20 protein-coding genes are annotated in these 23,370 nt (G+C 65.2%); 12 read left to right on the top strand and 8 right to left on the bottom strand.

The genetic code is table 11. The features are described from left to right. The first annotated feature begins 91 nt into the window (after positions 1 to 91). The 5 genes from AB7F11_RS00625 to AB7F11_RS00605 all read left to right on the top strand — a co-directional run bounded on the left by AB7F11_RS00625 (position 92) and on the right by AB7F11_RS00605 (position 6,371). The gene (locus AB7F11_RS00625; RefSeq protein ID WP_428289169.1) at positions 92 to 2,374 is read left to right on the top strand and encodes an acyl-CoA dehydrogenase family protein; all 2,283 of its coding nucleotides are present in this window, start codon (positions 92 to 94) and stop codon (positions 2,372 to 2,374) included. 55 nt (positions 2,375 to 2,429) lie between these two features. Next, complete coding sequence (locus tag AB7F11_RS00620) at positions 2,430 to 3,398, top strand: Bug family tripartite tricarboxylate transporter substrate binding protein (protein ID WP_428289170.1); 969 nt, start codon at positions 2,430 to 2,432, stop codon at positions 3,396 to 3,398. A gap of 11 nt (positions 3,399 to 3,409) precedes the next feature. Beyond that, positions 3,410 to 4,210 carry a class II aldolase/adducin family protein gene (locus tag AB7F11_RS00615; protein WP_428289171.1) on the top strand — a complete coding sequence of 267 codons (801 nt, stop codon included), beginning with the start codon at positions 3,410 to 3,412 and terminating at the stop codon, positions 4,208 to 4,210. A gap of 11 nt (positions 4,211 to 4,221) precedes the next feature. Further along, on the top strand, positions 4,222 to 5,490 hold the full coding sequence (locus AB7F11_RS00610) for a CaiB/BaiF CoA transferase family protein (RefSeq protein ID WP_428289172.1): 1,269 nt from the start codon (positions 4,222 to 4,224) through the stop codon (positions 5,488 to 5,490). Between the two features lie 95 nt (positions 5,491 to 5,585). After that, positions 5,586 to 6,371 (top strand): SDR family NAD(P)-dependent oxidoreductase, encoded by a 786-nt coding sequence (locus tag AB7F11_RS00605; RefSeq protein WP_428289173.1) that lies wholly within the window; start codon positions 5,586 to 5,588, stop codon positions 6,369 to 6,371. Positions 6,372 to 6,415: 44 nt separating this feature from the next. Here AB7F11_RS00605 and AB7F11_RS00600 read toward each other — a convergent pair whose 3' ends face one another. From AB7F11_RS00600 to AB7F11_RS00580, 5 genes are all read right to left on the bottom strand, one after another. Next, positions 6,416 to 7,318 (bottom strand): 3-keto-5-aminohexanoate cleavage protein, encoded by a 903-nt coding sequence (locus AB7F11_RS00600; protein WP_428289174.1) that lies wholly within the window; start codon positions 7,316 to 7,318, stop codon positions 6,416 to 6,418. 79 nt (positions 7,319 to 7,397) lie between these two features. Beyond that, positions 7,398 to 8,381 (bottom strand): Bug family tripartite tricarboxylate transporter substrate binding protein, encoded by a 984-nt coding sequence (locus tag AB7F11_RS00595; protein ID WP_428289175.1) that lies wholly within the window; start codon positions 8,379 to 8,381, stop codon positions 7,398 to 7,400. A gap of 44 nt (positions 8,382 to 8,425) precedes the next feature. Next, positions 8,426 to 10,168, bottom strand: a complete 1,743-nt coding sequence (locus AB7F11_RS00590; protein WP_428289176.1) for an N-acyl-D-amino-acid deacylase family protein — start codon at positions 10,166 to 10,168, stop codon at positions 8,426 to 8,428. A 10-nt stretch (positions 10,169 to 10,178) separates the two neighbouring features. After that, positions 10,179 to 11,162 (bottom strand): Bug family tripartite tricarboxylate transporter substrate binding protein, encoded by a 984-nt coding sequence (locus AB7F11_RS00585; protein WP_428289177.1) that lies wholly within the window; start codon positions 11,160 to 11,162, stop codon positions 10,179 to 10,181. Positions 11,163 to 11,202: 40 nt separating this feature from the next. Next, positions 11,203 to 12,924 (bottom strand): N-acyl-D-amino-acid deacylase family protein, encoded by a 1,722-nt coding sequence (locus AB7F11_RS00580; RefSeq protein WP_428289178.1) that lies wholly within the window; start codon positions 12,922 to 12,924, stop codon positions 11,203 to 11,205. A gap of 202 nt (positions 12,925 to 13,126) precedes the next feature. Here AB7F11_RS00580 and AB7F11_RS00575 point away from each other — a divergent pair, with 202 nt between their 5' ends. After that, the gene (locus tag AB7F11_RS00575) at positions 13,127 to 13,831 is read left to right on the top strand and encodes an SDR family NAD(P)-dependent oxidoreductase (RefSeq protein ID WP_428289179.1); all 705 of its coding nucleotides are present in this window, start codon (positions 13,127 to 13,129) and stop codon (positions 13,829 to 13,831) included. Positions 13,832 to 13,862: 31 nt separating this feature from the next. Then, positions 13,863 to 14,825 carry an aldo/keto reductase gene (locus AB7F11_RS00570; protein WP_428289180.1) on the top strand — a complete coding sequence of 321 codons (963 nt, stop codon included), beginning with the start codon at positions 13,863 to 13,865 and terminating at the stop codon, positions 14,823 to 14,825. A gap of 172 nt (positions 14,826 to 14,997) precedes the next feature. Here AB7F11_RS00570 and AB7F11_RS00565 read toward each other — a convergent pair whose 3' ends face one another. Then, positions 14,998 to 15,711, bottom strand: a complete 714-nt coding sequence (locus AB7F11_RS00565; RefSeq protein ID WP_428289181.1) for a TetR/AcrR family transcriptional regulator — start codon at positions 15,709 to 15,711, stop codon at positions 14,998 to 15,000. A 137-nt stretch (positions 15,712 to 15,848) separates the two neighbouring features. On the opposite strand from AB7F11_RS00565, the gene AB7F11_RS00560 reads away from it, so the two are divergent. Genes AB7F11_RS00560 through AB7F11_RS00550 form a run of 3 tightly spaced genes read left to right on the top strand, consistent with a single transcriptional unit; the run spans position 15,849 to position 19,304 of the window. Then, on the top strand, positions 15,849 to 16,799 hold the full coding sequence (locus AB7F11_RS00560) for a TauD/TfdA dioxygenase family protein (RefSeq protein ID WP_428289182.1): 951 nt from the start codon (positions 15,849 to 15,851) through the stop codon (positions 16,797 to 16,799). A gap of 11 nt (positions 16,800 to 16,810) precedes the next feature. Continuing rightward, a complete protein-coding gene (locus tag AB7F11_RS00555; protein ID WP_428289183.1) occupies positions 16,811 to 18,292 on the top strand; it encodes an aldehyde dehydrogenase family protein in 1,482 nt (493 codons plus the stop codon). A 46-nt stretch (positions 18,293 to 18,338) separates the two neighbouring features. Then, positions 18,339 to 19,304, top strand: coding sequence for a Bug family tripartite tricarboxylate transporter substrate binding protein (locus tag AB7F11_RS00550; RefSeq protein ID WP_428289184.1), 966 nt, complete (start codon positions 18,339 to 18,341; stop codon positions 19,302 to 19,304). An 18-nt stretch (positions 19,305 to 19,322) separates the two neighbouring features. On the opposite strand, the gene AB7F11_RS00545 is transcribed toward AB7F11_RS00550, so the two are convergent. Together AB7F11_RS00545 and AB7F11_RS00540 are read right to left on the bottom strand one after the other, a co-directional pair. Then, positions 19,323 to 20,306, bottom strand: a complete 984-nt coding sequence (locus AB7F11_RS00545) for an NADPH:quinone oxidoreductase family protein (protein ID WP_428289185.1) — start codon at positions 20,304 to 20,306, stop codon at positions 19,323 to 19,325. 87 nt (positions 20,307 to 20,393) lie between these two features. Continuing rightward, the gene (locus AB7F11_RS00540) at positions 20,394 to 21,305 is read right to left on the bottom strand and encodes a DMT family transporter (protein WP_428289186.1); all 912 of its coding nucleotides are present in this window, start codon (positions 21,303 to 21,305) and stop codon (positions 20,394 to 20,396) included. Positions 21,306 to 21,374: 69 nt separating this feature from the next. Between AB7F11_RS00540 and AB7F11_RS00535 the strand changes: the two genes are divergently transcribed. After that, positions 21,375 to 21,911 carry a 2,4'-dihydroxyacetophenone dioxygenase family protein gene (locus tag AB7F11_RS00535; RefSeq protein ID WP_428289187.1) on the top strand — a complete coding sequence of 179 codons (537 nt, stop codon included), beginning with the start codon at positions 21,375 to 21,377 and terminating at the stop codon, positions 21,909 to 21,911. A gap of 173 nt (positions 21,912 to 22,084) precedes the next feature. Then, a complete protein-coding gene (locus tag AB7F11_RS00530) occupies positions 22,085 to 23,323 on the top strand; it encodes an NAD(P)/FAD-dependent oxidoreductase (RefSeq protein ID WP_428288650.1) in 1,239 nt (412 codons plus the stop codon). The last annotated feature ends 47 nt before the right edge of the window (positions 23,324 to 23,370 follow it).

Genomic DNA, 23,370 nt, shown 5'->3' with positions numbered 1-23,370 from the left:
TCTTGAATGGTCCAATTCTAGGTCCTTTGTTGTTCGAATGGGTGTGTGCTGGGTCTAATGCATCGCTCTGCACACCGATCGACACATTGCCATGAGCCATAGCACCACCCTGATCGAGAAACCCGCCGCTGAACGGAGCACGCCGTTGCGCGAGAGCGCCGAGCTGGTCATGGTGCGCGACGCCGCCCGTGCGCTGCTCGACGCCGAGTGGCCGAGCCAGCAGGCGGCGGCCCTGGCGATGCAGCCGCAGGAACTGCGCCGCCTCTGGCAGCAGGCGGTGCGTCAGGGCTGGACCCAGCTCGATCTGGACGACCGTGAGCTTGGCCTGGCGGCCGCGCTGGTGCTGCAGCAGGAACTCGGTCGCGCCGAATGCCCGCTGCCACTGGCCGACGCGGTGCTTTGTGATGCCGTGCTGGGCGCCTCCCCGCTTCCCGCTGCAAGCTCACTGCGCACCGCGCTGCACGATGGCGATCTTGTGCCCACCTGGTGCTTCGGTCCTGAAAGTGGCGAGGCCGATGCTTTCGAATGGCTGGACGACGGCAAAGCGGTGACTGCGCGGCTGGCCTTTGTGGAGAACACCTCGGTCGCCACCCACCTCTTCGTGGTCACAGGTGGTGCGCGCGAAGTGTTGGTGGTCCCGTTGTCGACCACCCAGGTGCAAACCACACCCGGCCTGGCGCGCCCCCCGCTGGCACAAGTGGTGCTGGATCGCGCGACTCAGTTCGAGCGCATCGACACCGGGTTCGATCTGTCCACGCTGCCGGCCCTGGCCAGGCTGCTGCTGGCTGCTCGTGCGCTCGGTGCCACGCGCCACGGGCTGGAGCTGCTGTGCGACTACGCACGCGTGCGCACCCAGTTTGGCCAGAAGATCGGTCAGTTCCAGGCCATCCAGCACAAGCTCGCGAACTGCCTGATGGGTGTGGAGGTCTGTCGACTTGCGTTGCTGCACGCGAGCACCCCGAACGACACCCCGGCGGACGAGTTGCGGACAGCCACAGCCGTTGCGCTGGCCGGCCAGCACCTGCGCCAGGTGGTGCTGGAGCTTCACCACGGGTTCGGCGGCATCTCGTTCTGGGAAGAGCATGAAATGCCACGCATCTTTCGCCGCGTGCACGGCGACCTCACGCGGCTGGGGGGCGTGGGGGCTGCGCGCATGCAACTCGCGCGCAGCCTGCTCGCACCGGGAGCGCGCATGCCCGAATTCGACCTGGGTGAACAGGCCAACGCCTTTCGCCACGAGGTGCGCGAATGGCTGGCCGAGCACTGGGATCACCGCTACCCGGACGAGACGCTGGGCCAGCCGGTGAACCACCGCAAGGCGCGCCAGGACTTCAGCCGCAAGCTGGGCGCGCGCGGCTGGCTGGGCGTGAGCTGGCCGCGCGAATACGGTGGGCAGGCGCGCAGCGCGCTGGAACACCTGGCCTTCGAGGAAGAGATGGCGTACAGCGAAGCGCCAGTGACCTTTCACAACACGGCGGCCACCATGATCGGGCCGACGCTGATCCGCCATGGCTCTGCCCAGCAGAAGCAGGTCTTTCTGCCCGGCATCGCGCGTGGCGACATCTCCTTCGCGCTTGGCTACAGCGAGCCCGACCACGGTTCCGATCTGGCCGGTATCCGCACCGCCGCCACGCCGCTGCCTGAGGGCGGCTGGCGCATCCGGGGCCAGAAGATCTTCACCTCCACAGCGGGCTTCTCCACGCACGTGTGGCTGGCCGCACGCACCGACCCGGCCCAGCAGCGCCACCGAGGCATCAGCGTCTTCATCGTGCCGTTGGATGCGCCGGGCATCACGCTGCAACCCATGAGCGGCATCAACGGCCATCGCTCCAACGTGGTGTTCTATGACGATGTGCAGGTGGGTGAAGACGCACTGGTCGGCGAACTGCATGGCGGCTGGGAGGTGATCACCGCCGCGCTGGCCTTCGAGCGCGTCTCGCTGGCCGCCATTGCGGCTCGCACGCGTGGCTACTTCGACTTGCTGCTTTCGCATGTGCAGACCGCGCGAAAGGGCGGCCAGCCACTGGCCACGGACTCGCTGGTGTGCGATCGCATCGGCCAGCTCGCGGCGCAGATCCAGGCCGCGCGACTGCTCGCGGTGAACACCGCGCTGGTGGTGCAGGACGGCGAAGTGCCGGTGCACCAGGGCGCGATGGTCAAGGTCTTTGCCAGTGAACTCATGGAATCCCTGTCCGAAGCCGTCATTGACCTGGTGGGCACCGGTGCCACGCTGGAAGCCGGTGCCGCCAGCACCTTGCTGGATGGCCGCTTCGAATACGCCGTGCGCGACGCCTTGCTCTACACCATTGGCGGCGGCACCAACGAGATCCAGCGCACCCTGATTGCCCAGAGAGGCATGGGGATGCCGCGCTGAGCGCGCCGCTCGCGAAAGCGGAATTTCACTTCGAACCACCCTGAAGGAGACCTCCATGACCCTGAATCGCCGCACCCTGCTGGCCGTCACCTGCGCCCTTGCCATCAGCCCAGCCGTCCACGCGCAGGCCTACCCGGACCGCCCGGTGAAGATCATCTATACCTACGCCGCCGGTGGTCCCGGTGACGCCTTGACCAGGTTGCTGGCCCAGCACATGTCTACCTCGCTCGGTCAGCCGGTGGTGGTGGAGAACCGCACCGGCGCGTCCGGTGGCGTCGGCACCATGGCGGTGGCCCGGGCCGATGCAGATGGGTACACCTTCCTCCTGACCACCATCACCACCGTGGTGCAGATTCCCATGGTGATGCGCGACGACACGTTCGATCCGGTGAAATCGCTCACGCCGATCGCCAACGTCTCCATGCAGCCACTGATCCTGATCGCCAATCAGAGCGTGCCTGTCAACGACTTCCCTTCCTTCGTGGAGTGGTCCAGAAAGCAGCCCGATGGCGTGCACGTCGCGGTATCCGGGCCCACGCTGGAAGTGGCTTCCGCGCTGGTCAACAAAGGGGCCAACATCAAGATGGTGAATGTCCCCTACCGTGGCGCCGCACCAGCCTTTCAGGCCTTGCTCGGTGGTGAAGTGAAGCTCTACTTCACCACCCCGTCCGCGTCCACGCTGGAGTTCGTCAAGCAGGGCAAGGTCAAGATCCTGGGCATCACGTCGGCCGAGCCTTCGCCGCTGATTCCCGGCGGGGAGCCACTGATCAAGCATGTGCCTGGCTATGTGCAGGACATCAACTTTGCCGTGTGGGGGCCGCCCGGTTTGCCCGCGCCCATTCAGGCCAAGGTCAACGATGCGATTCGCACCGCGATGGCGGTGCCCGAAGTCAAGGAGCGCCTCAACAGCATGGGCATGGCACCCGCCTATGCCGACGCGGCCAAGGTGGTGAAGACCACCCAGCACGAAGCGGCCAACATCAAGCGCGCCATGGAGGTGGCCACCATTCGCTACGGGCAGTGAGTGCGCATGCCATGAAATCGCCCGTGTCGATGCGCGAGCGCGTTTCCGAGGCGGAGTGGGCCACGCGGGTGGACCTCGCCGCGTGTTATCGGCTCGTGGCCCGCCACGGCATGGCCGATCTCATCTACAACCACATCACCGCGCGAGTGCCGGGTGAGGAAGGTCACTTCCTCATCAATCCCTTCGGTTTCCTGTACGAAGAGATCACCGCGTCCTGCCTGTTCAAGATCGACCTGGAAGGTCGAGTGATCGAGCGGCCCGATGTGCCCTATGAGGTCAATCACGCCGGCTTCGTGATCCACAGTGCGGTGCATGCAGCACGACACGATGTGGCTTGCGTGATCCACACCCACACGCGCGCCGGGATGGCTGTGTCTGTGATGGAGTGTGGCCTGCTGCCCGCGACCCAGGGCGCACTGCGTTTTCATGATCGTCTGTCCTACCACGACTTCGAGGGCCCGGCGGTGGACGAAGGTGAGCGAGCGCGGCTGGTGTCGGACCTGGGTTCGTTCGACGCCATGGTGTTGCGCAACCACGGCTTGCTCACTTGTGGTCGCTCCATCGCCGAAGCCTTCCTGCTCATGCAGCGGCTGGAGATGGCCTGCCGCGTGCAGATCGACTTCATGGGGGCCAACACGCCGCTGCGCCTGCCAACCCCGCAGGCCATGGCGAAAACCGCACGCGTGCTCGCTCCGTCCACCTTCACCGGTCGCCAGGGTGCCGAAGCGTCCCTGGGCAACTGGAGCGGCCAGCGCGAATGGTCTGCGCTGCTGCGCCAGCTCGATCGCGCCGATCCTTCCTATCAACACTGACCCCCTCACCCATGTTTCAACTGGACCAGATCGAGCGGCAACTGCCTGTTGCGCCCACCCGCAATCCTGCTGCGCCCACCGCGCTCGGCGGCATCCGAGTCATCGACTTCAGTCACTTCATTGCGGGACCCTATGCCACGATGATGCTGGCCGACTTCGGTGCCGATGTCATCAAGATCGAGGCGCCAGGCAAGGGAGATGATTTCCGGCACTACCCACCGACCGACCCGAAACTGCCTGCGCAGGGCGCTTCGTTTTTCTTTGCGAACCGCAACAAACGCAGTGTGGCGCTGGACCTGAAGAATTCGGCGGCGCTGGAACTGGTGCGCGAACTCATCGCCGTCAGCGACGTGCTGGTCGAAAACTTCTCTACCGGGGTCATGCAGCGCTTTGGTCTCGACCCGCAGACCTGCCTGAAGCTCAACCCGCGCCTGGTGTATTGCTCGGTACCGGCCTACAGCCGGGATGGCGAGTTTGCCGATCGACCGGGGTTCGATCCGGTGGTGCAGGCCGAGAGCGGCTTCATGTCGATGAACGGTCACGCCGACCGCGATGGCGTTCGCGCGCTATCACCTGTGATGGACCTGGGCACTTCGATGATGGTGAGCAACACGGTGCTGGCCGCGCTCATGGCGCGCCACGCCACCGGCCGTGGCCAGTATTGCGAAGTGTCGCTGTTTGACAGCGCCGTGGCCATGCTCGGCTACGCACCCATGCAATACCTGCTGGGCGGCATGGAGCCGCAGCGCAATGGCAACGTCAGCCCTGACACCTCCCCCTCGGGAGTGTTCCACTGCACCGATGGCAGCTTCTATGTCAACAGTGGCAACGACCGCATTTTTGAACGCCTCGTGGCGGGTGTGCTGCAGCGCCCCGACGTCGCGGCCGACCCGCGCTTCAACAACCGGGTGGGACGCAACCAGCACCGCGCCGAACTGTTCCCCTTGCTGGAGCAGGCTTTTGCCGACAAACCCTGGGCCTACTGGAGCGCCAAGTTTCGCGAAGCCGGCATCCCCAGTGGCCAGGTGCGAACGGTGTCGCAAGCGCTGGCTTCGGATGAAGTGGCCGCACGTGGCCTGGTCACACGCGTCTCCCATCCGGTGGCGGGGTGGGTGCCCAACCTCACGCCGCCTGCGCGGTTGCAGGACACGCCCGTGGTCGATCCGGTGGCCGCGCCTTCGCTGGGCCAGCACACGCAAGAGGTGCTGCGCGAGGTGCTGGGTTGCGACGATGCGCGGCTTGCGCAACTGAGTGCTGCGGGCGCTTTCGGTGCCACCTGAGGCCAGGCGGCGTGCAGCCGCATTTGCCGGAATTCGTACTTATTGGCACAATGGTCGGATATTTTGAAATTCATCCACCACCACTGAAACCGACCATGTCCACGAGCCCATCCCGCACCTTCGACCAAGAATCACTCAAGGGACGCGTTGCCGTCGTCACAGGCGCCAGCGGCGGCCTGGGCGGCGCCATGGTGGCTCGCCTGCATGGCATGGGCGCGAGTGTGGTGACGGTCGACATGAAGGTGCCCGACAACGCGCTGGCCGCGCTCTCGCTGGCCTGCGATGTCACCGACGAGGCAGCCATCGAGGCGATGTCCGCGAAGGTGAAGGAGAAATTCGGCCGTTGCGACATTCTTGTCAACAACGCCGGCATCATGGCGCCGGTGATCCCGCTGGAGGAGCTGCCAGTGGCCACCTGGGACAAGGTGATGGGCGTGAACCTGCGGGGCTCGTTCCTGTGCGCCAAGCACCTGGTGCGCATGATGCTGGCACAGAGGAGCGGCGCGATCATCAACATCGCCTCCATCGGCGCGCGCGTGCCCAACGACATCGGGCCCTACGGCCCGAGCAAGGCCGGTGTGCTGGGCCTGACGCACCAGATGGCGGTGGAGTGGGGGCCGCGCGGCGTGCGCGCCAACTCGGTGAGCCCGGGCATGATTCGCACGCCAATGTCCGAACACTTCTACCAGAACGAGAAGCTTCATCAGGGCCGCATCAAGGTGGTGCCCACCGGGCGCATCGGCCGTCCCGATGACATTGCCGATGCGATCGCCTTTCTGGCCAGTGATGCAGCTTCCTACATGAATGGGCAGGACATCATTGTCGACGGGGGCTTCATGCGCACTGCGCTCATGAATGTGCAACCCGCTGTCTTCGCCTGAAGGTTCGGCCGGCCAGGTGCTTTGCGGGCAGCGCCCGCGCCATCTCATCGAGGCTGCGTCGGCCTGGGGGCTGCGGGCAGGTGCAACATGTCCCGGACGTCGGCTGGCGACGCCAGTTCGCGCCCGTTGTCACGCGCCAGCGCTGCCACGCGCCGCACAAGCTCGGCGTTGCGCGGTGCGCCCAGTTCGGCATAGCCGTGGTCACCGATGCCGATGGAAACGTGGCCTCCCAGTGCGACGGCGGTGGCTGCCAGCGGCAACAGATTCGCACCGGTGAGCGCCACCGTCCATTCATGCGGAATGTCCGTGGGCAGAAAATCCACCAGCGCCATCAGCCCGCGCAGCGTGGGTGGGTGGTGCGCCAGCGAGGATTCGCTGAGCCCAAGGTAGATCCAGGCGGGTGCGTCGATCAGGCCGGCGCGCAGGAAGGCGGTTGCGCTGCGCAGCATGGGCAGGTTCCAGCACACCAGCTGCGGCTTGACGCCGGCTTTGCGCAGCGCCTGCGCGAAGTGGCGAAGGGTGGCGTGGCTGTTGACGTAGGTGCGGTCCTCGCTGGTGAACCACCCGCGCTTTGCGTCGAAGCGGTCCGCATTCGTCGAGCCCATGTCCATGGGTGCGATGTCGGGCGCCTCGCCCATGTCGGCCAGTTGCACGATGTGGGCCAGGCGGTCCTGCGCCGACAACGGCCGTTCGAACGCGCCGAGCGTGGGGTAGGTGAGCATGTCGCAGCGCGCGCGAATGGCTGCAATGGGTGCGCGATAGCTCTCCAGTCCGAAGGCGGGTTCCCCCGCCGGTCCGCGCGCATGAAAGTGAACGATCGCTGCGCCGGCCTCGCGGCACTCGGCCGCGTCCTGCGCGATTTCTTCTGCGGTCCACGGCACGTGAGGGTTGTCCTGACGCATCGCGTACTCGTTGACGCGCACCTCGATGATCAGCTTTTTCGGCATGACGGTCGTCTCATGCAGGTGGCGCAAGTCCGAGCCCGCAGATGCACTGGCTCTGCCGGGCCTCAGGCCCCGGGTGGCCTCAATCTGCCCTGATGCCCGCCGCTTCGATCACGGGCTTCCAGCGTGCGATCTCGCTGGCAATGGTCTTGCGGAACGTGGCCACGCTGGTGTCGGGGGCGGATTCGGTGTTCAAGGTCTTGAGCGCGTCTTTCACCCGCTGCGTTTGCAGCACCGCGGTGATCTCGCGGTTGAGGCGGTCGATGATGGGTTTGGGCGTGCCAGCCGGTGCGACCACGCCGTACCAGGATTCGAGCATCAGCTCAGGCATGCCGAGTTCAGCGGTGGTCGGCACGTCGGGTGCGATGGACACCCGCTTGGGGCTCATGACCGCGAGTGCACGCATCTTGCCGGCGGCCACGTGCGGGAGGGAATCGGTGTTGCCGAACACGACATGGGTCTCATTGCCCAGCAGTCCCATGAAGGCGGGTGCGCCGCCCTTGTAGGGCACGTTCACGAGCTCCCCCTTGGTCAGTTGCGAGAACAGGCCGGCGGTGAGGTGGAAGGTGCTGCCATTGCCAGCGGTGCCGTAGCTGAGTTTGCCCGGGTTGGCCTTGGCGTAGGCCACGAGCTCGCCGAAGGTTTTGATGGAGCTGGACGCGTTGACGACGACGAGATTGGGGCCGATGAAGGTCATGGCCACAGGTTCGAAATCCTTCACCGAGTCGTAGCTCAGGTTCTTGTAGAGGCTGGGTGCCAGGGAAAGCGGCGCGATGGTGCTGAGCGCAATGGTGTAGCCATCGGGCGGCGAGTTCTTGAGCACGCCCATGCCCAGCGTGCCGCCAGCGCCGGGACGCACGTCCATCACCACGGGCTGACCCAGTCGCTCCTGCAGGCCGTCGGTGATCAGGCGCGCCAGGTTGGCGCCCAGACCACCTGCGGCGTACGGCCAGATGAGCTTGATCGGGCGGTCAGGGTACTCGGCCAGCGCGGGAAGTTGCCAGCTGGCGGTGATGGCGAAAAGTGCAGCCAGCGCAGTGCGGCGCAGCATCTTCAAGGACGTCATGGTGTGGTTTCCTGTAGGTGTGGATAGGCGGCGACTGCCTGGCTTCAGGCGCTGGCTTTCTGAGGGCCGCGCACCAGGCGCCCGGGGGTGGCTCCGGTGGCTTCGCCGTTCAGGTAGGTGATCTCGCCGGAGAGGATGGTGGCGGTGTAGCCCGTGGCCTTCTGCAACAGGCGCTTGCCACCGGCGGGCAGATCTTCGACAACGTAAGGCACGCCGAGGGCGAGGCGGTCGAAGTCGATGATGTTGACGTCGGCCTTCATGCCGGGCCTGATGAAGCCGCGATCGTCCAGACCCACTGTTTTCGCGGGGTCGCTGGTGTAGCGGCGCACCAGTTCTTCCACGGGCTGGCGCCCACTGGCGCGGTCGCGACCCCAGTGGGTGAGCAGGTAGGTGGGGAAACAGGCGTCGGTGATGAAGCCCACGTGGGCGCCACCGTCGCCCAGGCCAATCATGGCGTTGGGGTGGGTGAGCATCTCGCGTGTGGGTTCGCACTCGTAGTCGTGGAAACCCGTGAAGGTGGCGTAGAGAAAGCCCAGGCCGCCGTCGGCCAGCAGCATGTCGTAGGCCACCTCGGCCCCGGTGCGGCCTTCGCGGCGCGCGATGCTGGCAATCGAGCTCTCGCGCGGTGGCTCGTAGTTGGGCGGGTTGCCCAGCAGGAACATGTGCTCGTACATCTTCTCGAAGCCCATGCGTTCGAACAGTGGGAAGGTGCTGTCCTTGTAAGGGTCTTCGCCAAGAATGCGCTTGCGGATCTCGGGGTCGCGCATTCGGGCCACGCGCTCGGCGAGCGGCAGATGGGCAATGCTGCGGTAGGTGGGCGTGGCAGCAAAGGGGTTCTGCGTGCCGGTGAGGCCGAACAGCGAACCAATGGGTCGTGGCGCCGTCACCGGGCGGATGCTCAAGCCATCGGCGGCGGCCTGGTCGGACAAGGCCAGCAACTCGCGCCAGACCTCCTTGCGTTCGCCGTGGCGCTGGTTGAGCGAGAACACACAGGTGCGGCCCGACTTCTCGACCAGACGGCGCATCATGCCGAATTCACCGGCCGGGCTGGGCTGGTCCCAATCCGAGACGAACTCGAGCTGACCGTGGCCCGCATCGGCCAGGCCCATGGCAATGCCGGTGAGTTCGTCTTCCTGCGCGCGCAGCATGGGCGTGGGATCGCCCGAAGCACTCTTGTGGCTGATGGTGCGCGAGGTCGTGAAGCCGAAAGCGCCCGCGCGCATGGCCTCGGCTGTGAGCCGACGCATCTCGGCGATGTCTTCCGGTGTGGCGTTTTCCAGGCGCAACGCGCGTTCGCCCATCACGTACACGCGCAGCGGGCCGTGCGGCAACTGGGCGCAGATGTCGGTGTCGCGTGTCTGCGATTCCAGCACATCGAGGTAGTCGCCGAAGCTCTCCCAGTTCCACTGCAGGCCTTCGACCAGGCAGGGGCCGGGGATGTCTTCCACACCCTCCATGAGTTCGATCAGCGCATCGCGGTCTTTGGGGCGAACCGGCGCGAAGCCCACGCCGCAGTTGCCCATGACCACCGTGGTCACGCCATGCCATGAACCGGGTGCGAGGAACCGGTCCCAGATGGCCTGGCCGTCATAGTGGGTGTGGATGTCCACGAAGCCGGGCGTGACCAGTTGGCCACGCGCGTCCAGTTCCTTGCGGCCCTGGCCGGCAAACTGCCCGACGGCGGCGATCTTGCCGCCCTTGATCGCGACGTCGGCGGCGAAGGCGGGCGAGCCCGATCCGTCGATCACCTGTCCGTTGCGGATAACCAGATCAAATTCGAATGTCATGCCGTTGTCCTCATTCGCTGGTGATGCCGGACTTGTCGATCACGGGCTTCCAGCGCGCGGTTTCAGAACGGATCTTGTCAGCGAAGTACTTGGCACTGGTGTCGGGAGCGGCCTGCATCGACAGTGTCTTGAGCTGTTGCTGCACCGAAGGCATGGCCAGCACGGCGGCTGTGGCCTTGTTGAGCTTCTCGAGGATCGGCCTGGGCGTGCCCAGGGGTGCAAAGACGCCGTAGAACGACTCCATGACCAGCTCGGGCATGCCGAGCTCGGCGGTGGTGGGAATGTCCGGCGCGGCGTCCAGGCGTTTGGGGCTCATCACCGCCAGCGCGCGCATCTTGCCGGCCTGCACATGAGGCAGCGAAGACAGGTCGCCAAAGACCACCGAGGTCTCACCACCCAGCAGGCCCATGAAGGCGGGTGCGCCGCCCTTGTAGGGCACATGGACCATCTTCGATCCGTTGATCAGATCAAACATCGCCGGCATGAGGTGGAACGTGGTGCCATTGCCCGCCGAGCCATAGGTGAGCTTGCCCGGATTGGCCTTGGCCTGCGCTCGCAGGTCCGCGAAGTCCTTGATCGTGCTGTCCGCACGCACCACGACCGCATTGCCACCCACATACACCATGGCCACGTGCTCGAAGTCGCGGGTCGGGTCGAAGGGCAGATTCTTGTTGATGGAGGGCACGAGCGTTGACGTGCTGTTGGTGCCGAGCATGATGGTGTAGCCATCTGGCGTGGCGCTCTTGGTGAACTGGAACGCCAGGATGCCGCCCCCACCGGGCTTGGCTTCCACGTACACCGGCTGGCCCAGTTCCTGCGTGAGGCCTTCTGCGAGGATGCGGGCGAGGCTCGCGCCCATGCCACCGCTGGCGAAAGGCCAGACCATGCGGATCGGCCTGTCTGGCCAGTCGGCCAGCGCCGGGGTCTGCCAGGAGGCGGCGAATGCCAGCAATGAGGCCAGCAGGGTGCGGCGAAGCAGCTTGGGGGATTTCATGTTGTGTCTCCTGTGATGTGGGTGTGTACTGCCTGAGGACTCAGTTCGGTGCGTGTTGCGGGCCGCGCACCAGGCGGCCGGGCAGGGCGCCCGTGGCCACACCCTGTCGATAGACCGGCGTGCCCGAGACGATGGTCGCGGTATAGCCATTGGCGCGCTGCATCAGTCGGCGCCCGCCGGCGGGCAGATCGAACTGCATGTGCGGCACGGCCATGCCCAGCGCTTCGGGGTCGATCACGTTGAGATCGGCCTTCATGCCCGGGGCCACCACGCCACGGTCGTTCAGGCCCACGGCGCGCGCGGTGTCGGAGGTCTGGCGCTTGATCAGCCAGGGGAGCTCGAAGCGTCCTGTCTCACCCGCCCAATGGCTTAGCACGAAGGTCTGGAAGCTCGCATCGCAGACCAGGCCCACATGAGCGCCACCATCACCCAGGCCGATCACGGTATCGGGGTGCGCGATCATGTCTCCGCACACGTCCAGGCTGCGTTCGGCGTAGTTGGCAAAAGGCGAATACAACATGCCGTAGCCCTCGTCGGCCATCATCAGGTCGTACGCCACTTCGCCTGGTTCGCGGCCTTCGCGGGCTGCGATGGCGGCGACGGATTTCTCTGGACCCGGGTCGTATTCGGGCGGGTTGCCAAAACGGAAGATGTTGGTGAACTCGACCAGGCGCATGCCCAGCGGTGTGGTGCCGCTCTGGGGCAGTTCACGCAGAAGCGCTGCGCGCAGTTCGGGCTGGCGCAGGCGCGCCACACGCTCTTCGAACGACATCTCCGCGATGGCCTGATACGAAGGGCATTCGGAGAACACGTTGCGGCTGCCCTGCAGGCCCAGCATGATGCCCACGCCGCGTGGCGCCACCTGGGCCAGCATGTTCAGGCCATCGGCATTGGCTTGCCGTGTGAGCTCCAGGATGCGCTGCCAGCCGCGAGGGTTCTTGTGCTTCTGCATCAGCGAGAACGACAGCGGACGGCCCGAGGCGGCGGTGAGCCGGCGCATGAGCGCGAATTCGCCATCCACATCCTCGCCATCAAAGTCGGTGATCATCTGCAGCACGCCACGGCCCGCGTCCTTCACGCCCATGGCGATGGCCATGAGCTCTTCCTCGGAGGCCTTGAGCGTGGGCGTGGGCGTTCCCTTGATCGACTTGTGGTTGATCGAACGCGAGGTGGAAAAACCGAGGGCGCCTGCGCGCATGGCTTCGGTGGTGAGCTCGCGCATGCGGGCGCGGTCCTCGGCCGTGGCCATTTCCAGCCGTGAGGCGCGTTCACCCATCACGTACACACGCAGGGCGGCGTGGGGAAGTTGTGCGCAGAAGTCGATGTCGTGCGGCTTGCGCTCCAGTGCGTCCAGGTAGTCGCCAAAGCTCTCCCATGCCCAGTCCAGGCCCTCTTGCAAGGCTACGCCGGGAATGTCCTCCACGCCTTCCATCAGGTCGATGAGGCGGTCGCGGTCTTGCGGGCGCACCGGCGCAAAGCCCACGCCGCAATTGCCCATGACCGCAGTGGTCACGCCGTGCCAGCTTGAAGGCGCAAAACGCTGATCCCACACGGCCTGGCCGTCGTAGTGGGTATGGATATCAACGAAGCCGGGGGCCACCACCTGGTGCCGCGCGTCGATTTCCTCGCGCCCCTGTGCAGTGACCTTGCCCACTTGCACGATCACGCCGTTGTCCACCGCCACGTCGGCCTCGACCAATGGGCCGCCAAGGCCGTCGGCAACCGCGCCGCCGCGAATCACCAGATCCAGGGTCTTGTTCATCGTATGTCCTCTTGAAGTCATGTCTCCAGCGAGACGTGATTGTGGGATTGCAAGGTTGTAATGTCAACCTAATAAGTTGATAAAACAACAAAATAATCGAAGCCGGGCACATGCGGCTGCGCCATGAATAATGGCGTTCCCGAATGGGGATGCGTTCGCCAGTGTGTCTGGCGATAAAATGGTAAGACCATATGTTAAATGAATGGAATATGCAATGCAAACTGTCCTGATCACCGGTGCCTGCGGCAATCTGGGGCGCGCTGTGGCGCAGGCCTTTTCCGATAAAGGTTGGACCTTGGTCCTGCTGGATCGAGAGCAGAGCCTGCTGGGCTCCATCTATGGACCTGACTCGGATCGGCAGCTCAGCCTGGCCGCCAACTTGCTTGACGCCACAGCGGTGGATGCCGCGGTGCAGCGCGCCCTCAAGCAGTTCGGCCGCATCGAGGTGTTGTGCAACCTCGCTGGCGGCTTCCGCATGGGGGAGGCGGTGCACGAGACCAGCGACAGCACCTGGGACTTTCTCATGGGGCTCAATGTGCGCTCGGTGCTGCACACCGCGCGCGCCGTGGTGCCGGCGATGCTGGCTGCCGGCGGCGGGCGCATCGTCAACGTGGGCGCAGGCGCCGCAGGCAAGGGCGGCGCGAACATGGGTGCCTATGCCGCCTCCAAGAGCGCCGTCGCACGCCTGACCGAATCCATGGCGGCCGAATTGCGCGACAAGGGCATCAATGTGAATTGCGTGCTTCCCAGCATCATTGACACACCTGAAAACCGCAAGGACATGCCCAAGGCCGATCCTTCGCGTTGGGTGTCGCCCCAGTCGCTGGCCGGCGTGATCGCCTTCCTTGCCTCGGATTCGGCCAGGGACATTCATGGCGCGAGCGTGCCGGTCACGGGCCTGAGCTAACTCCCTTTCACGAGCCAGAGAGACAGACACCATGATCCCCACCCGTTCACTCGGACGTTCCGGCATTCAGGTCGCCCCGCTGGCATTCGGCGGCAATGTGTTCGGCTGGACCCTGGACGAAGCGCAGTCGTTCCGCCTGCTCGATGCATGGGTCGACGCCGGCTTCAACCTCATCGACACAGCCGACGTCTACTCCAGCTGGGTTCCCGGCAACCAGGGTGGCGAATCGGAAACCATCATCGGCAACTGGCTCAAGGCCACCGGCAAGCGGGACCGCGTGGTGATCGCCACCAAAGTGGGCAAGCCCATGGGGCCGGGCAAGCAGGGCCTGAGGCCCGAGTACATCCGTCAGGCGGTGGAAGCCTCGCTCAAGCGACTGCGCACCGATCACATTGATCTCTACCAGTCCCACGACGACGATGCAGACACGCCAATGGCTGACACGCTGGGCGCGTTCGCCGACTTGATCCGCGAGGGCAAGGTGCGTGCCATTGGCGCGTCCAACCATTCGGGCGCACGCTTGCAGGAGGCGCTGGACACCAGCAGGCGCCTCGGCCTGCCCCGCTACGAAACCTTGCAGCCGCTCTACAACCTGTACGACCGCCAAGGCTTCGAATCCGACCTGCTGCCGGTGTGCCAGGAGAATGGCGTGGGTGTGCTCACCTTCTATGCGCTGGCCGCCGGTTTTCTCAGCGGCAAGTACCGCAAGCCGGAAGATGCGAGCAAAAGCGCACGTGGCAAGAGCACCATCGCCAAGTACCTCAACCCCCGGGGGCTGGCCATCCTTGACGCGCTCGATGAGGTGGCCGCTCGCCATGCCAGCACCCCGGCGCAGGTGGCGATTGCCTGGCAGCTGGGCATGCCGGGCGTCACCGCGCCCATCGCCAGTGCCACGTCCCTCGATCAGCTCAAGGATCTGGTGGCGGCGGTGTCGCTGAAGCTGGAAGAGGCCGACATGAAGCGCCTGAACACGAGTTCGGGCTCGGGCACCTGAGGCCTGTTCACACTATTTCTCTACTCCATTCCCTCCGGGTTGCAGCCAAAAAGGCCATGCGCCGCGTTGCGAAGCCTAGCCGGAGGCAACCCCGGCTGCGTTTCGCGCCTTGCGCATGGCCTTTTTGGTCCGCAAAGCCTCTTGGAAAAACCGTGTGAACAGGCCCTGGATTTCAGGGCGCCTCGAGATAGGCCTTGACCATGCGGGTCAGTTCGGTGACCAGGGCCTCGTCCTCGAAGGCCAATGGACCTGGGTTGTTGAGCGTGGCATGTACCAGCGTGCCAGCCAATGCCTGATACGCAAACAGAATGCGGAGTTTGCGCTGCCTGGGTGGCAGGTGCGTCAGGTGTGGCGAGATGCGGTCGATGAGTTCGACGCGGTAGCGGTCACCGGAAGCTTTGAACAGATCCCACATGCCTTCCTGGGTGTGCTGAAGCGCAGCGCGCAGCACACCGAGGTTCGAGCGAAAGCCATTGACCGTGAGACTGACCATGTCCAGACAAAGATCGTCCAGCGTTGAAGGGCTGCTTTTGTGCTTTCTGGAAAAGTCCGCAAAGATGGATTCGGAGTGGAAGGTTTGCACCCGTTCCATCGTCATGAAGAAGGCGTGCTTGTTTTCAAAGCGGCCGTAGAACGCGCCCACCGTGGTGCCCGCCGCCCGGCACACCATCTCGACAGACAGATCTTCCAGAGAGCGGTCCCGCAGGAGTTGGCGGCCCGCCTCGATCATGGCCAGGGCGGTGCGCAGACTGCGATCCTGTTGCGTCGGGACCAACTCCGGCAGCCTGCCTTCGGCAATCCAGTTGCGCAATTCGTCGAGTGAAGCGACGGTGGAGGACCCGGGCACATGGGCTGCCTTGGCGAGGGCGTTGGTGGTGGCTTTCATGGAGGCCTACTTTAGCGGCGCAGCAAGTGATCGACCGCCCTCGGGTAAACACCAATGGGAGGACCATTGATGTTTTAAAAAAATAGAATCAGAATGATGATTCTATTTTGTGAAAGCCACTCTTTGAAGGAACAGGCATGGACACCGCAACCGTCGAGCGCAAGGAATCTACTGTGGCCGTGATGGCCAAACCGCCCCGCGGCCAGGCCGCACCCTCGAAGGCCTCCGGGCAATTCGGCAAGTGGGCAGGGCGCCTGCTCTCGCCCACGTTGGGACTGGAGCTGTCAGGCATTTCGCTTGCCACCGATTTCAGCACTGAGGACACGACGGCGCTGCGCGGCTTGCTGGCGCGCCACAAGGTGCTGGTGTTTCGCGACCAGGACATCACGCCCGCCCAGCACGTGGCGTTTGCCCGCCGCTTTGGCGAGCTGGAGGTTCACCCCATCATCAAGCGCCATCCCGACCATCCGGAGCTGGTGACCTTCATCCACAACGACGTGAACGTGGGCGTCGAGAACGTGTACCACTCGGACACCTCTTTCTATCCCGAACCGTCGATGGGTTCGGTGTTGCGTTGCGTTGAATGTCCCGAGGTGGGGGGTGACACGATCTTCGTGAACATGGTGGCGGCCTATGAAGCGCTGCCCGATCAGGTGAAAGAGAAACTGGTCGGATTGAATGCGATGCACGACGCGTCGGTGGTGTTTTCCAACCGCACGCCCACGCCCGAAGGCCGGGCGAAGCTCCGGCAGGACATTCCGGCGGTCGAGCACCCGGTGGTGCGCACCCATCCCGAGACCGGTGAAAAGATTCTGTACGTCAACGAGGCGTTCACCACGCACTTCGCGAATTTCAGGCAGGTCAATGAAGGTGTCTGGAACCGCGATGCGCCCACGCAGGCACGTGATCTGTTCGCCTACCTGCTGCGCCAGGCGCGCACCCCCGAGTTCCAGGTTCGCATCCAGTGGCAGAAGGACACCGTGGTGTTCTGGGACAACCGGGCCGTCCAGCACTACGCCATCATGGACTACTACCCCCATGTGCGAAGCATGATGCGTGCGACCGTCATTGGCGATCGACCCGCGTGAGGGCCCAGTCCATGAAAAACGATTGGCCTCTTCCTCCCTTTCTCGATGGTTCCCCCAAGCTGCTGCTGATTGACGGCCAGCTGGTGCCTGCGGCCTCGGGCAAGACGTTCAAGACCTACAACCCGAGCACGGGGCAGGTGCTGGCCGAAGTGGCCGAAGCCGGGCCCGAGGACATCCACCGCGCGGTGGGCGCCGCGCGGCGCGCCTTCGAAGGCCCGTGGAGCAAGTTCAAGCCCTTCGACCGCCAGGCCGTGCTGCTCAAGCTGGCCGACCTGCTCGACCAGCACTTCGAAGAACTCTCCACCCTGGACACCCTGGACATGGGCGGACCGATCGCGCGCACCGCAGCCGGTCGGCGCCGGGGCATTGCCCTGCTGCGCTACTACGCCGGGCTGGCCACGGCCACCCACGGCCACACCATCGAGAACTCGGTCGACGGCCACGTCTTCTCCTACACGCTCAAGGAACCCGTGGGCGTGGTCGCGGCCATCAACCCCTGGAACGGTCCGCTGGGGCTGGCCATCTGGAAGATCGCCCCGGTGCTGGCCACGGGCTGCACCATGGTGCTCAAGCCGGCCGAGCAGGCGCCGCTGTCGCCCCTGCGCCTGGGCGAGCTGTGCCTGGAAGCGGGCATTCCGCCCGGCGTGATCAACGTGGTGACTGGTTTCGGTGAAGCCGGAGCGGCGCTGGCGGCCCACCCCGATGTGGACAAGATTGCCTTCACCGGCTCGACCGAAGTGGGCCAGCACATCGTGCGCGCCTCGGCCGGCAACATGAAGCGCGTCTCGGTCGAGCTGGGAGGCAAGTCGCCCAACATCGTGTTTGCCGATGCCGACCTGGACGAGGCGGTGCCTGGCGCGGCCATGGCGGTGTTCAACAACTCGGGGCAGATCTGCAGCGCGGGCACGCGGCTGTTTGTCGAGCGCCGCATCCACGACGAATTTGTCGAACGCGTGGCCGCCTTTGCCAAGACGCTGCGCGTGGGCGATCCGCTGGACCCGCAGACGCAGCTTGGCCCGCTGGTGAGCGACGCGCAGCTCGAGCGCGTCACGGGCTACCTGGCCACGGGCAAGACCGAGGGGGCCAGGGCCTTGTCGGGGGGAGGGCGCATCACCGAAGGGGCGCTGGCGCAGGGGTACTTTGTGGCGCCGACCATCTTTGCCGGGGTGAACGACGGCATGACGATCGCGCGCGAGGAGATCTTTGGTCCGGTGATCTCGGCCATGCCGTTTGACGACGTGGACGAAGTGATCCGGCGGGGCAACGACACGCCGTACGGGCTGGGCAGCGGGGTGTGGACGCGCGACATCAGCAACGCGCAGCGCGTCTCGCGCGGGCTGCGCACGGGCACGGTGTGGGTGAACTGCTACCAGGCGATGGACCCGGCGGTGCCGTTCGGGGGCTACAAGATGAGTGGCTACGGCCGCGAGTCCGGCACCGAGCACATGGAAGAGTATTTGCAGACCAAGGCGGTGTGGCTGAAGTCGAAGTGAACTTCGGCCCCCGCCACGTCCCGATCCAGAAAACCAGGAGACCCACATGATCCAACGTCGCCAAATCCTCGCCACGGCTTCCCTGATGGCGCTTGCGCCCCTGTCTCGCGCACAGGCGTTTCCCAATCGTCCCATCAAGCTCATCTACAACTTTGCGCCCGGCGGCCCAGGCGATGCCATTTCGCGCTACCTTGCGCAGCAGATGGGCGCGATCCTGGGCCAGCCCATGGTGGTGGACAACCGGACGGGTGCCGGTGGTGCGGTGGGCATTCTCGCCGCCGCGCGCGCCCCTGCAGATGGCTACACGCTGCTCTACTCCACTGTCACGGGACTGGTTCAGGTTCCTCTCGTCACGAAAGACGAAGGCTTCGATCCTTTCGCCAGTCTCACGCCCGTCATGGGTGTCGGGGTGACGCCGCTGGCCATCCTTGCGCATCCCAGCGTTCCCGCCAACGACATACCCGGCTTTCTAGACTGGGCGCGCCAACAGCCCAAAGGCGTCGATGTGGCGGGTGCCGGGCCCATCATTGAAGTGACCACTGCGTTGCTGGCCCGCGAAGCCAGGCTGAATCTGGTGTACATCGGCTATCGGGGTGCGGCGCCTGCGGTGCAGGCGGTGCTGGCCGGCGACGTGAAGCTGTACCTGAACGTGCCGTCGTCGCTCACGGCCGAGCACATCAAGGCGGGCCGCCTCAAGGTGATCGGTGTGACGTCCGCTGAGCCCTCGTCGCTTTTCCCCGGTGGCGAACCCATCAGCAAGCATGTGCCCGGATTCGTTCAGGAAATCAACTTTGCCCTGTATGCGCCAGCGGGCACGCCAGCCGATGTGGTCGGGAAGTTGCGCGAGGCCTTGCAGAAGGTCCTGACCGAACCGGGCATCGCGGAACGTTTCCACCTTCAAGGTTTGAGCCTCAAGCCCATCGGACCCACAGAGGTGTCCAAGGTGGCCCGGCGCGAAGACACCAGCATCCGCAAGATCCTGGAAACCACCCCGGTCAAGTTTGGTGGTTGAGGCCTGGCCTGGCGGCCTTCAGTCGTTGACCAGCACGACCTTGCCGCTGGTCTGGCGGCTGGTGATGCTGCGAAGCGCCTGCACCGCATCGGCCAGCGGGTAGCTTGCGGACACCAGGGGCTGGAACTTGCCTTCGGCGCACCACGCCAGCACCTGTTCGAGGTTGGTGCGGGCCTCGCTCCACCAGCCGTCGCGCCAGACGTCGTAGCGCACGCCGATCACGTCGTAGCCTTTGACCAGTGGCATGTTGATCTTGAGCATCGGGATGCGCCCCGAGGTGAACCCGATGACCAGGTAGCGGCCGCCCCAGCCGATGGCGCGCACCGCCTCGTCGAAAGCATCGCCGCCCACGGGGTCGTAGACCACATCCACGCCCTTGCCGGCCGTGAGCTCCTTGACCTTCAGGCGCCAGTCGGGCTGGGTGTAGTCCACCGCATGTTCCGCACCGTGCTCAAGCGTGAGGTCGCGCTTCTGCGGTGTGCTGGCCGCCGCGATCACGCGCGCTCCCATGGCTTTGGCCAGGTGCACCGTGGCCAGGCCCACACCGCCGGCAGCGCCCAGCACCAGCACCCATTCACCAGGCCGCAACTGGCCGCGTTGCTTGAGCGCATACAGCGTGGTGCCGTACACCACGGGCACCGCTGCCGCGGCCTCGAAGCTCATGTGGGGTGCCAGCCGGAAGATGCGCTCCTGCGGCAGGACGATCTCCTGCGAAAAGCCGCCGCCATCGGCACTGGAGACCGCCATCACGCGATCCCCCGCCTTGAACCGTGTGACGTCGGAGGCCACCTCGGTCACCACCCCGGCGGTTTCGCTGCCGGGAATCCACGGCAGCGTGGGCTTGATCTGGTGCAGGCCTTCGACCTTGAGCGAATCGGGGAAATTCACGCCTGCGGCCTTGATGGCCACGCGCACCTCGCCGCTGGCCAGAGGGCGTGAGGGTTGGTCGAGGTAGGCGAGTTGATCTACCGGGGCGAAGGCTTGGCAAACGATGGCTTTCATGGATCACTTTCAAATGGTCCGTCCATTGTACCTAAGTGCCATGCGGAGATGCCACGGACACAGCAGCAGCAGGCGCACCCCTTGTGATCAGCGCTTGCGATGCAAGAGCCCCATGGAAAGGGCGGTGCCTCCAATGACCACGGCCGCACAGGCAAGCATGGCCAGGGTGATCTCTTCGCTCAGGAAAACCACGCCGTAGAACATGGCGAACAGCGGCATGACAAAGGTGACGGTGAGGGCGCGCGTGGGGCCGGCACGCTCGAGCACGCGAAAGAACACGAGATAGCCCAGCCCCGTGCACAACACCCCCGCCGCAGCCACCGCCAGCCAAGCCTTCAGGCTCGGCGGTGTGCCAGGCCAGAGCCACAGAGCGGGCAGGGCAAGGCCGAGGGTGGCGCCGACCTGACTGCCAGCAGCGAGCACCAGGGCCGGCACGTCGGAAAGATGTTGCCTGGCGTAGACCGTGGAGACCGCGCCGCTCAGGGCTCCCGCCGAGGCCGCGAGCATGGCCAGCGCCGCAGGCCAGGCTTGCGTGCCGGCCTTGAAACCCACCTTGTCCCAGGCGAGCATGGCCACTCCGGCAAAGCCGATGCACAGGCCAATCGTCGCCAGCCGCGTGGGTCTGGTGCCCAGCCAAACAAAGGCCACCAGCGCACCGAACAGCGGGACCGTGGCATTGACGATGGACGCCATGCCAGAGCTGATCGAGAGCAAGGCAAAGGAGATGCAGGCGGTGGGAATGGCGGCGTTGAGCGTGCCCGCCACCAGGAGCGGTTTCCAGGCGCGGACCGCCCTGCTGGCCTGGCGACGCAGGAACAGCAAGGGCAGCAACGCCAGGGCGCCGATGCCCGCGCGAAGCGTGGCGGTGGGGAACGTGCCGAAATCCACCACCGCCAGGCGCATGAACATGAACGAAGAACCCCAGACGGCGGACAGCAGGATGAAGTCGAGCATCCAGGCCTGGTTGGTGTCGCCTTGCGGGTTATTTGGTCTGTCCATTTGACCTATGCTATCCGTTTGCAGGGTGGCACGTCGCCGCCCATGCCGGTTGTTCATGAAAGGCAGACCATGAATTCGAAACCCGCAAGCGCCACCACCGACCCCGCGCGCATTCCCTACCAGTTGCCGTTTCCCCGTGAGGCTGCGCCCGAAATCGTGGTGCCCTCTGTCATCCCGGACGATGAGCGGGTGTGGGTGCCACAGGCGGAAAACGTTTGGTTCCGCCCGCTGTGCCTCAACACCGTGCAGGGCTACTGGGTGAACCTCTTGCGCGTGCGACGCGCCGGCGTGCTCAGCCGCCACCGCCATCCGGCACCGGTGCACGGCATGGTGCTGCGCGGCAGCTGGCACTACCTGGAGCACGCCTGGGTTGCCTCCGAAGGCTCATATGTGTTCGAGCCGCCCGGTGAAACACACACCCTGGTGGTGCCCGACAACGTGCCGGAAATGATCACGCTGTTCCACATCACCGGCGCCATGGTGTATGTGGACCCCTATGGCACCCAGACGGGCTACGAGGATGTTTTCACCAAGATCGACCTGAGCCGGGCGCACTACATCCGCTGCGGCCTGGGAGAGGGCTTCGTGGATCAGTTCATCCGCTGATGAGCCGGCGCCTGCGAGAATGGTTGGACCATAGTAATTTTGGAGCCGGGGTTTCCCTAGGTTTTTTGGATGGATGATTTATAACGTTGATTTAAAAAGAAAAAATGTCTTGTTGACGCTCGAAAAAACACTGCCTACAATGGTCTTACCAAGAAAACAGGAGACTGGTAGCCATGTTGAGCGGACTGAACGGCCGGGTCGTCATCGTCGGAGCAGGTCATGCGGGTGGCACTGCTGCCACGCTGCTGCGCCAGTACGGCTGGACCGGTGCGATCACGCTGGTGGGTGCCGAAGCGCGTCCGCCCTACCAGCGACCGCCGCTCTCCAAGGGCCTGATGCTGGGCAAGGTGACGCCGCAGGAGCTGCAACTCAAGCCCGAGGGTTTCTACGCCGAGCGTCAGATCGAGTTGCGCACGGGCACCTGCGTCACTCGCGTTGAGCGCGAGGCGCAGCGGGTGCTGCTCGAAACGGGTGAGGCACTGGCCTACGACCACCTGATCCTGGCCACTGGCGCGCGCCTTCGCCCGCTGCCGGTGCCAGGCATCGACCTCGCTGGCGTGGTGTCGCTGCGAACCGATGTGGACGCGTTGCGTCTGCGCGCAGCGGTGCAGCCTGGCACCCGAGTCCTGGTGGTGGGTGGTGGCTACATCGGTCTGGAAGCGGCCGCGTCGGCACGCACCCTGGGTGCGGAGGTCTGCGTGCTGGAGCGGGAAAACCGCCTGATGGCGCGCGTCGCCTCGCAGGAGCTCTCGGCCTTCGTCACGGGCTATGCGCGCAGCAAAGGCGTGGCCATCGAGCTGAGTGCCAGCGTGGTGGGTTTCGATGGCGAGCAGGGCCAGGTGCGCTCGGCCCGACTGGCCGACGGGCGCTCGCTGCCTTGCGATCTTGCCCTGGTGGGCATTGGTGTGCTGGCCGAGCAGGCACTGGCCCAGGAGGCCGGGCTGGTGTGCGAAGACGGCGTGGTGGTGGACGAAGAAGCGCTGACCAGCGACCCCCGCATCAGCGCCATCGGCGACTGCACGCGTCGCCCTGTGGTCCTGTTCGAGCGAAACGCGCGGCTGGAGAGCGTGCACAACGCCATGGAGCAGGCCAAACAGGTGGCGGCGCGCCTGTGCGGCAAGCCGCAACCCGTGGCCGAGGCGCCCTGGACCTGGTCGGACCAGTTCGACCTGCGCCTGCAGATCGCTGGCCTGACCTCTCCCGACGATCAGGTGGCCTTGCGCGGTGACACCGCCGGCAATGCATTCGCCATCTTCCACATTTCGCCGCAGGGCCTCCTGCGTGCGGTGGAAGCGGTCAACGCGCCGATGGACTTCGCGTTTGCGCGCATGGCCATTGGCAAACGCCTGCGCACGCCCGGCGTGCGCCTGTCCGATCCGGCCATTCCGCTCAAGGACGTGGCCATCGCATGAAACCGGTGTGCCCTCGCGGTGCGCTGTCTTAACCCCCTCAGGAGAAC

Origin of the sequence: Hydrogenophaga sp., from assembly GCF_050250835.1 — a bacterium.
Classification (GTDB): Bacteria; Pseudomonadota; Gammaproteobacteria; order Burkholderiales; family Burkholderiaceae_C; genus Hydrogenophaga.
The sequence above is the reverse complement of the archived record's forward strand: the minus strand, read 5'-3'. Positions and strand labels throughout refer to the sequence as shown.

Coding starts and splice junctions, on each gene's coding strand:
- AB7F11_RS00545 (WP_428289185.1), bottom strand. CDS start 20,306: ATGAAAGCCATCGTTTGCCAAGCCTTCGCCCCGGTAGATCAACTCGCC.
- AB7F11_RS00580 (WP_428289178.1), bottom strand. CDS start 12,924: ATGAACAAGACCCTGGATCTGGTGATTCGCGGCGGCGCGGTTGCCGAC.
- AB7F11_RS00610 (WP_428289172.1), top strand. CDS start 4,222: ATGTTTCAACTGGACCAGATCGAGCGGCAACTGCCTGTTGCGCCCACC.
- AB7F11_RS00605 (WP_428289173.1), top strand. CDS start 5,586: ATGTCCACGAGCCCATCCCGCACCTTCGACCAAGAATCACTCAAGGGA.
- AB7F11_RS00535 (WP_428289187.1), top strand. CDS start 21,375: ATGAATTCGAAACCCGCAAGCGCCACCACCGACCCCGCGCGCATTCCC.
- AB7F11_RS00585 (WP_428289177.1), bottom strand. CDS start 11,162: ATGAAATCCCCCAAGCTGCTTCGCCGCACCCTGCTGGCCTCATTGCTG.
- AB7F11_RS00595 (WP_428289175.1), bottom strand. CDS start 8,381: ATGACGTCCTTGAAGATGCTGCGCCGCACTGCGCTGGCTGCACTTTTC.
- AB7F11_RS00540 (WP_428289186.1), bottom strand. CDS start 21,305: ATGGACAGACCAAATAACCCGCAAGGCGACACCAACCAGGCCTGGATG.
- AB7F11_RS00530 (WP_428288650.1), top strand. CDS start 22,085: ATGTTGAGCGGACTGAACGGCCGGGTCGTCATCGTCGGAGCAGGTCAT.
- AB7F11_RS00555 (WP_428289183.1), top strand. CDS start 16,811: ATGAAAAACGATTGGCCTCTTCCTCCCTTTCTCGATGGTTCCCCCAAG.
- AB7F11_RS00620 (WP_428289170.1), top strand. CDS start 2,430: ATGACCCTGAATCGCCGCACCCTGCTGGCCGTCACCTGCGCCCTTGCC.
- AB7F11_RS00565 (WP_428289181.1), bottom strand. CDS start 15,711: ATGAAAGCCACCACCAACGCCCTCGCCAAGGCAGCCCATGTGCCCGGG.
- AB7F11_RS00550 (WP_428289184.1), top strand. CDS start 18,339: ATGATCCAACGTCGCCAAATCCTCGCCACGGCTTCCCTGATGGCGCTT.
- AB7F11_RS00575 (WP_428289179.1), top strand. CDS start 13,127: ATGGAATATGCAATGCAAACTGTCCTGATCACCGGTGCCTGCGGCAAT.
- AB7F11_RS00560 (WP_428289182.1), top strand. CDS start 15,849: ATGGACACCGCAACCGTCGAGCGCAAGGAATCTACTGTGGCCGTGATG.
- AB7F11_RS00590 (WP_428289176.1), bottom strand. CDS start 10,168: ATGACATTCGAATTTGATCTGGTTATCCGCAACGGACAGGTGATCGAC.
- AB7F11_RS00570 (WP_428289180.1), top strand. CDS start 13,863: ATGATCCCCACCCGTTCACTCGGACGTTCCGGCATTCAGGTCGCCCCG.
- AB7F11_RS00600 (WP_428289174.1), bottom strand. CDS start 7,318: ATGCCGAAAAAGCTGATCATCGAGGTGCGCGTCAACGAGTACGCGATG.
- AB7F11_RS00615 (WP_428289171.1), top strand. CDS start 3,410: ATGAAATCGCCCGTGTCGATGCGCGAGCGCGTTTCCGAGGCGGAGTGG.
- AB7F11_RS00625 (WP_428289169.1), top strand. CDS start 92: ATGAGCCATAGCACCACCCTGATCGAGAAACCCGCCGCTGAACGGAGC.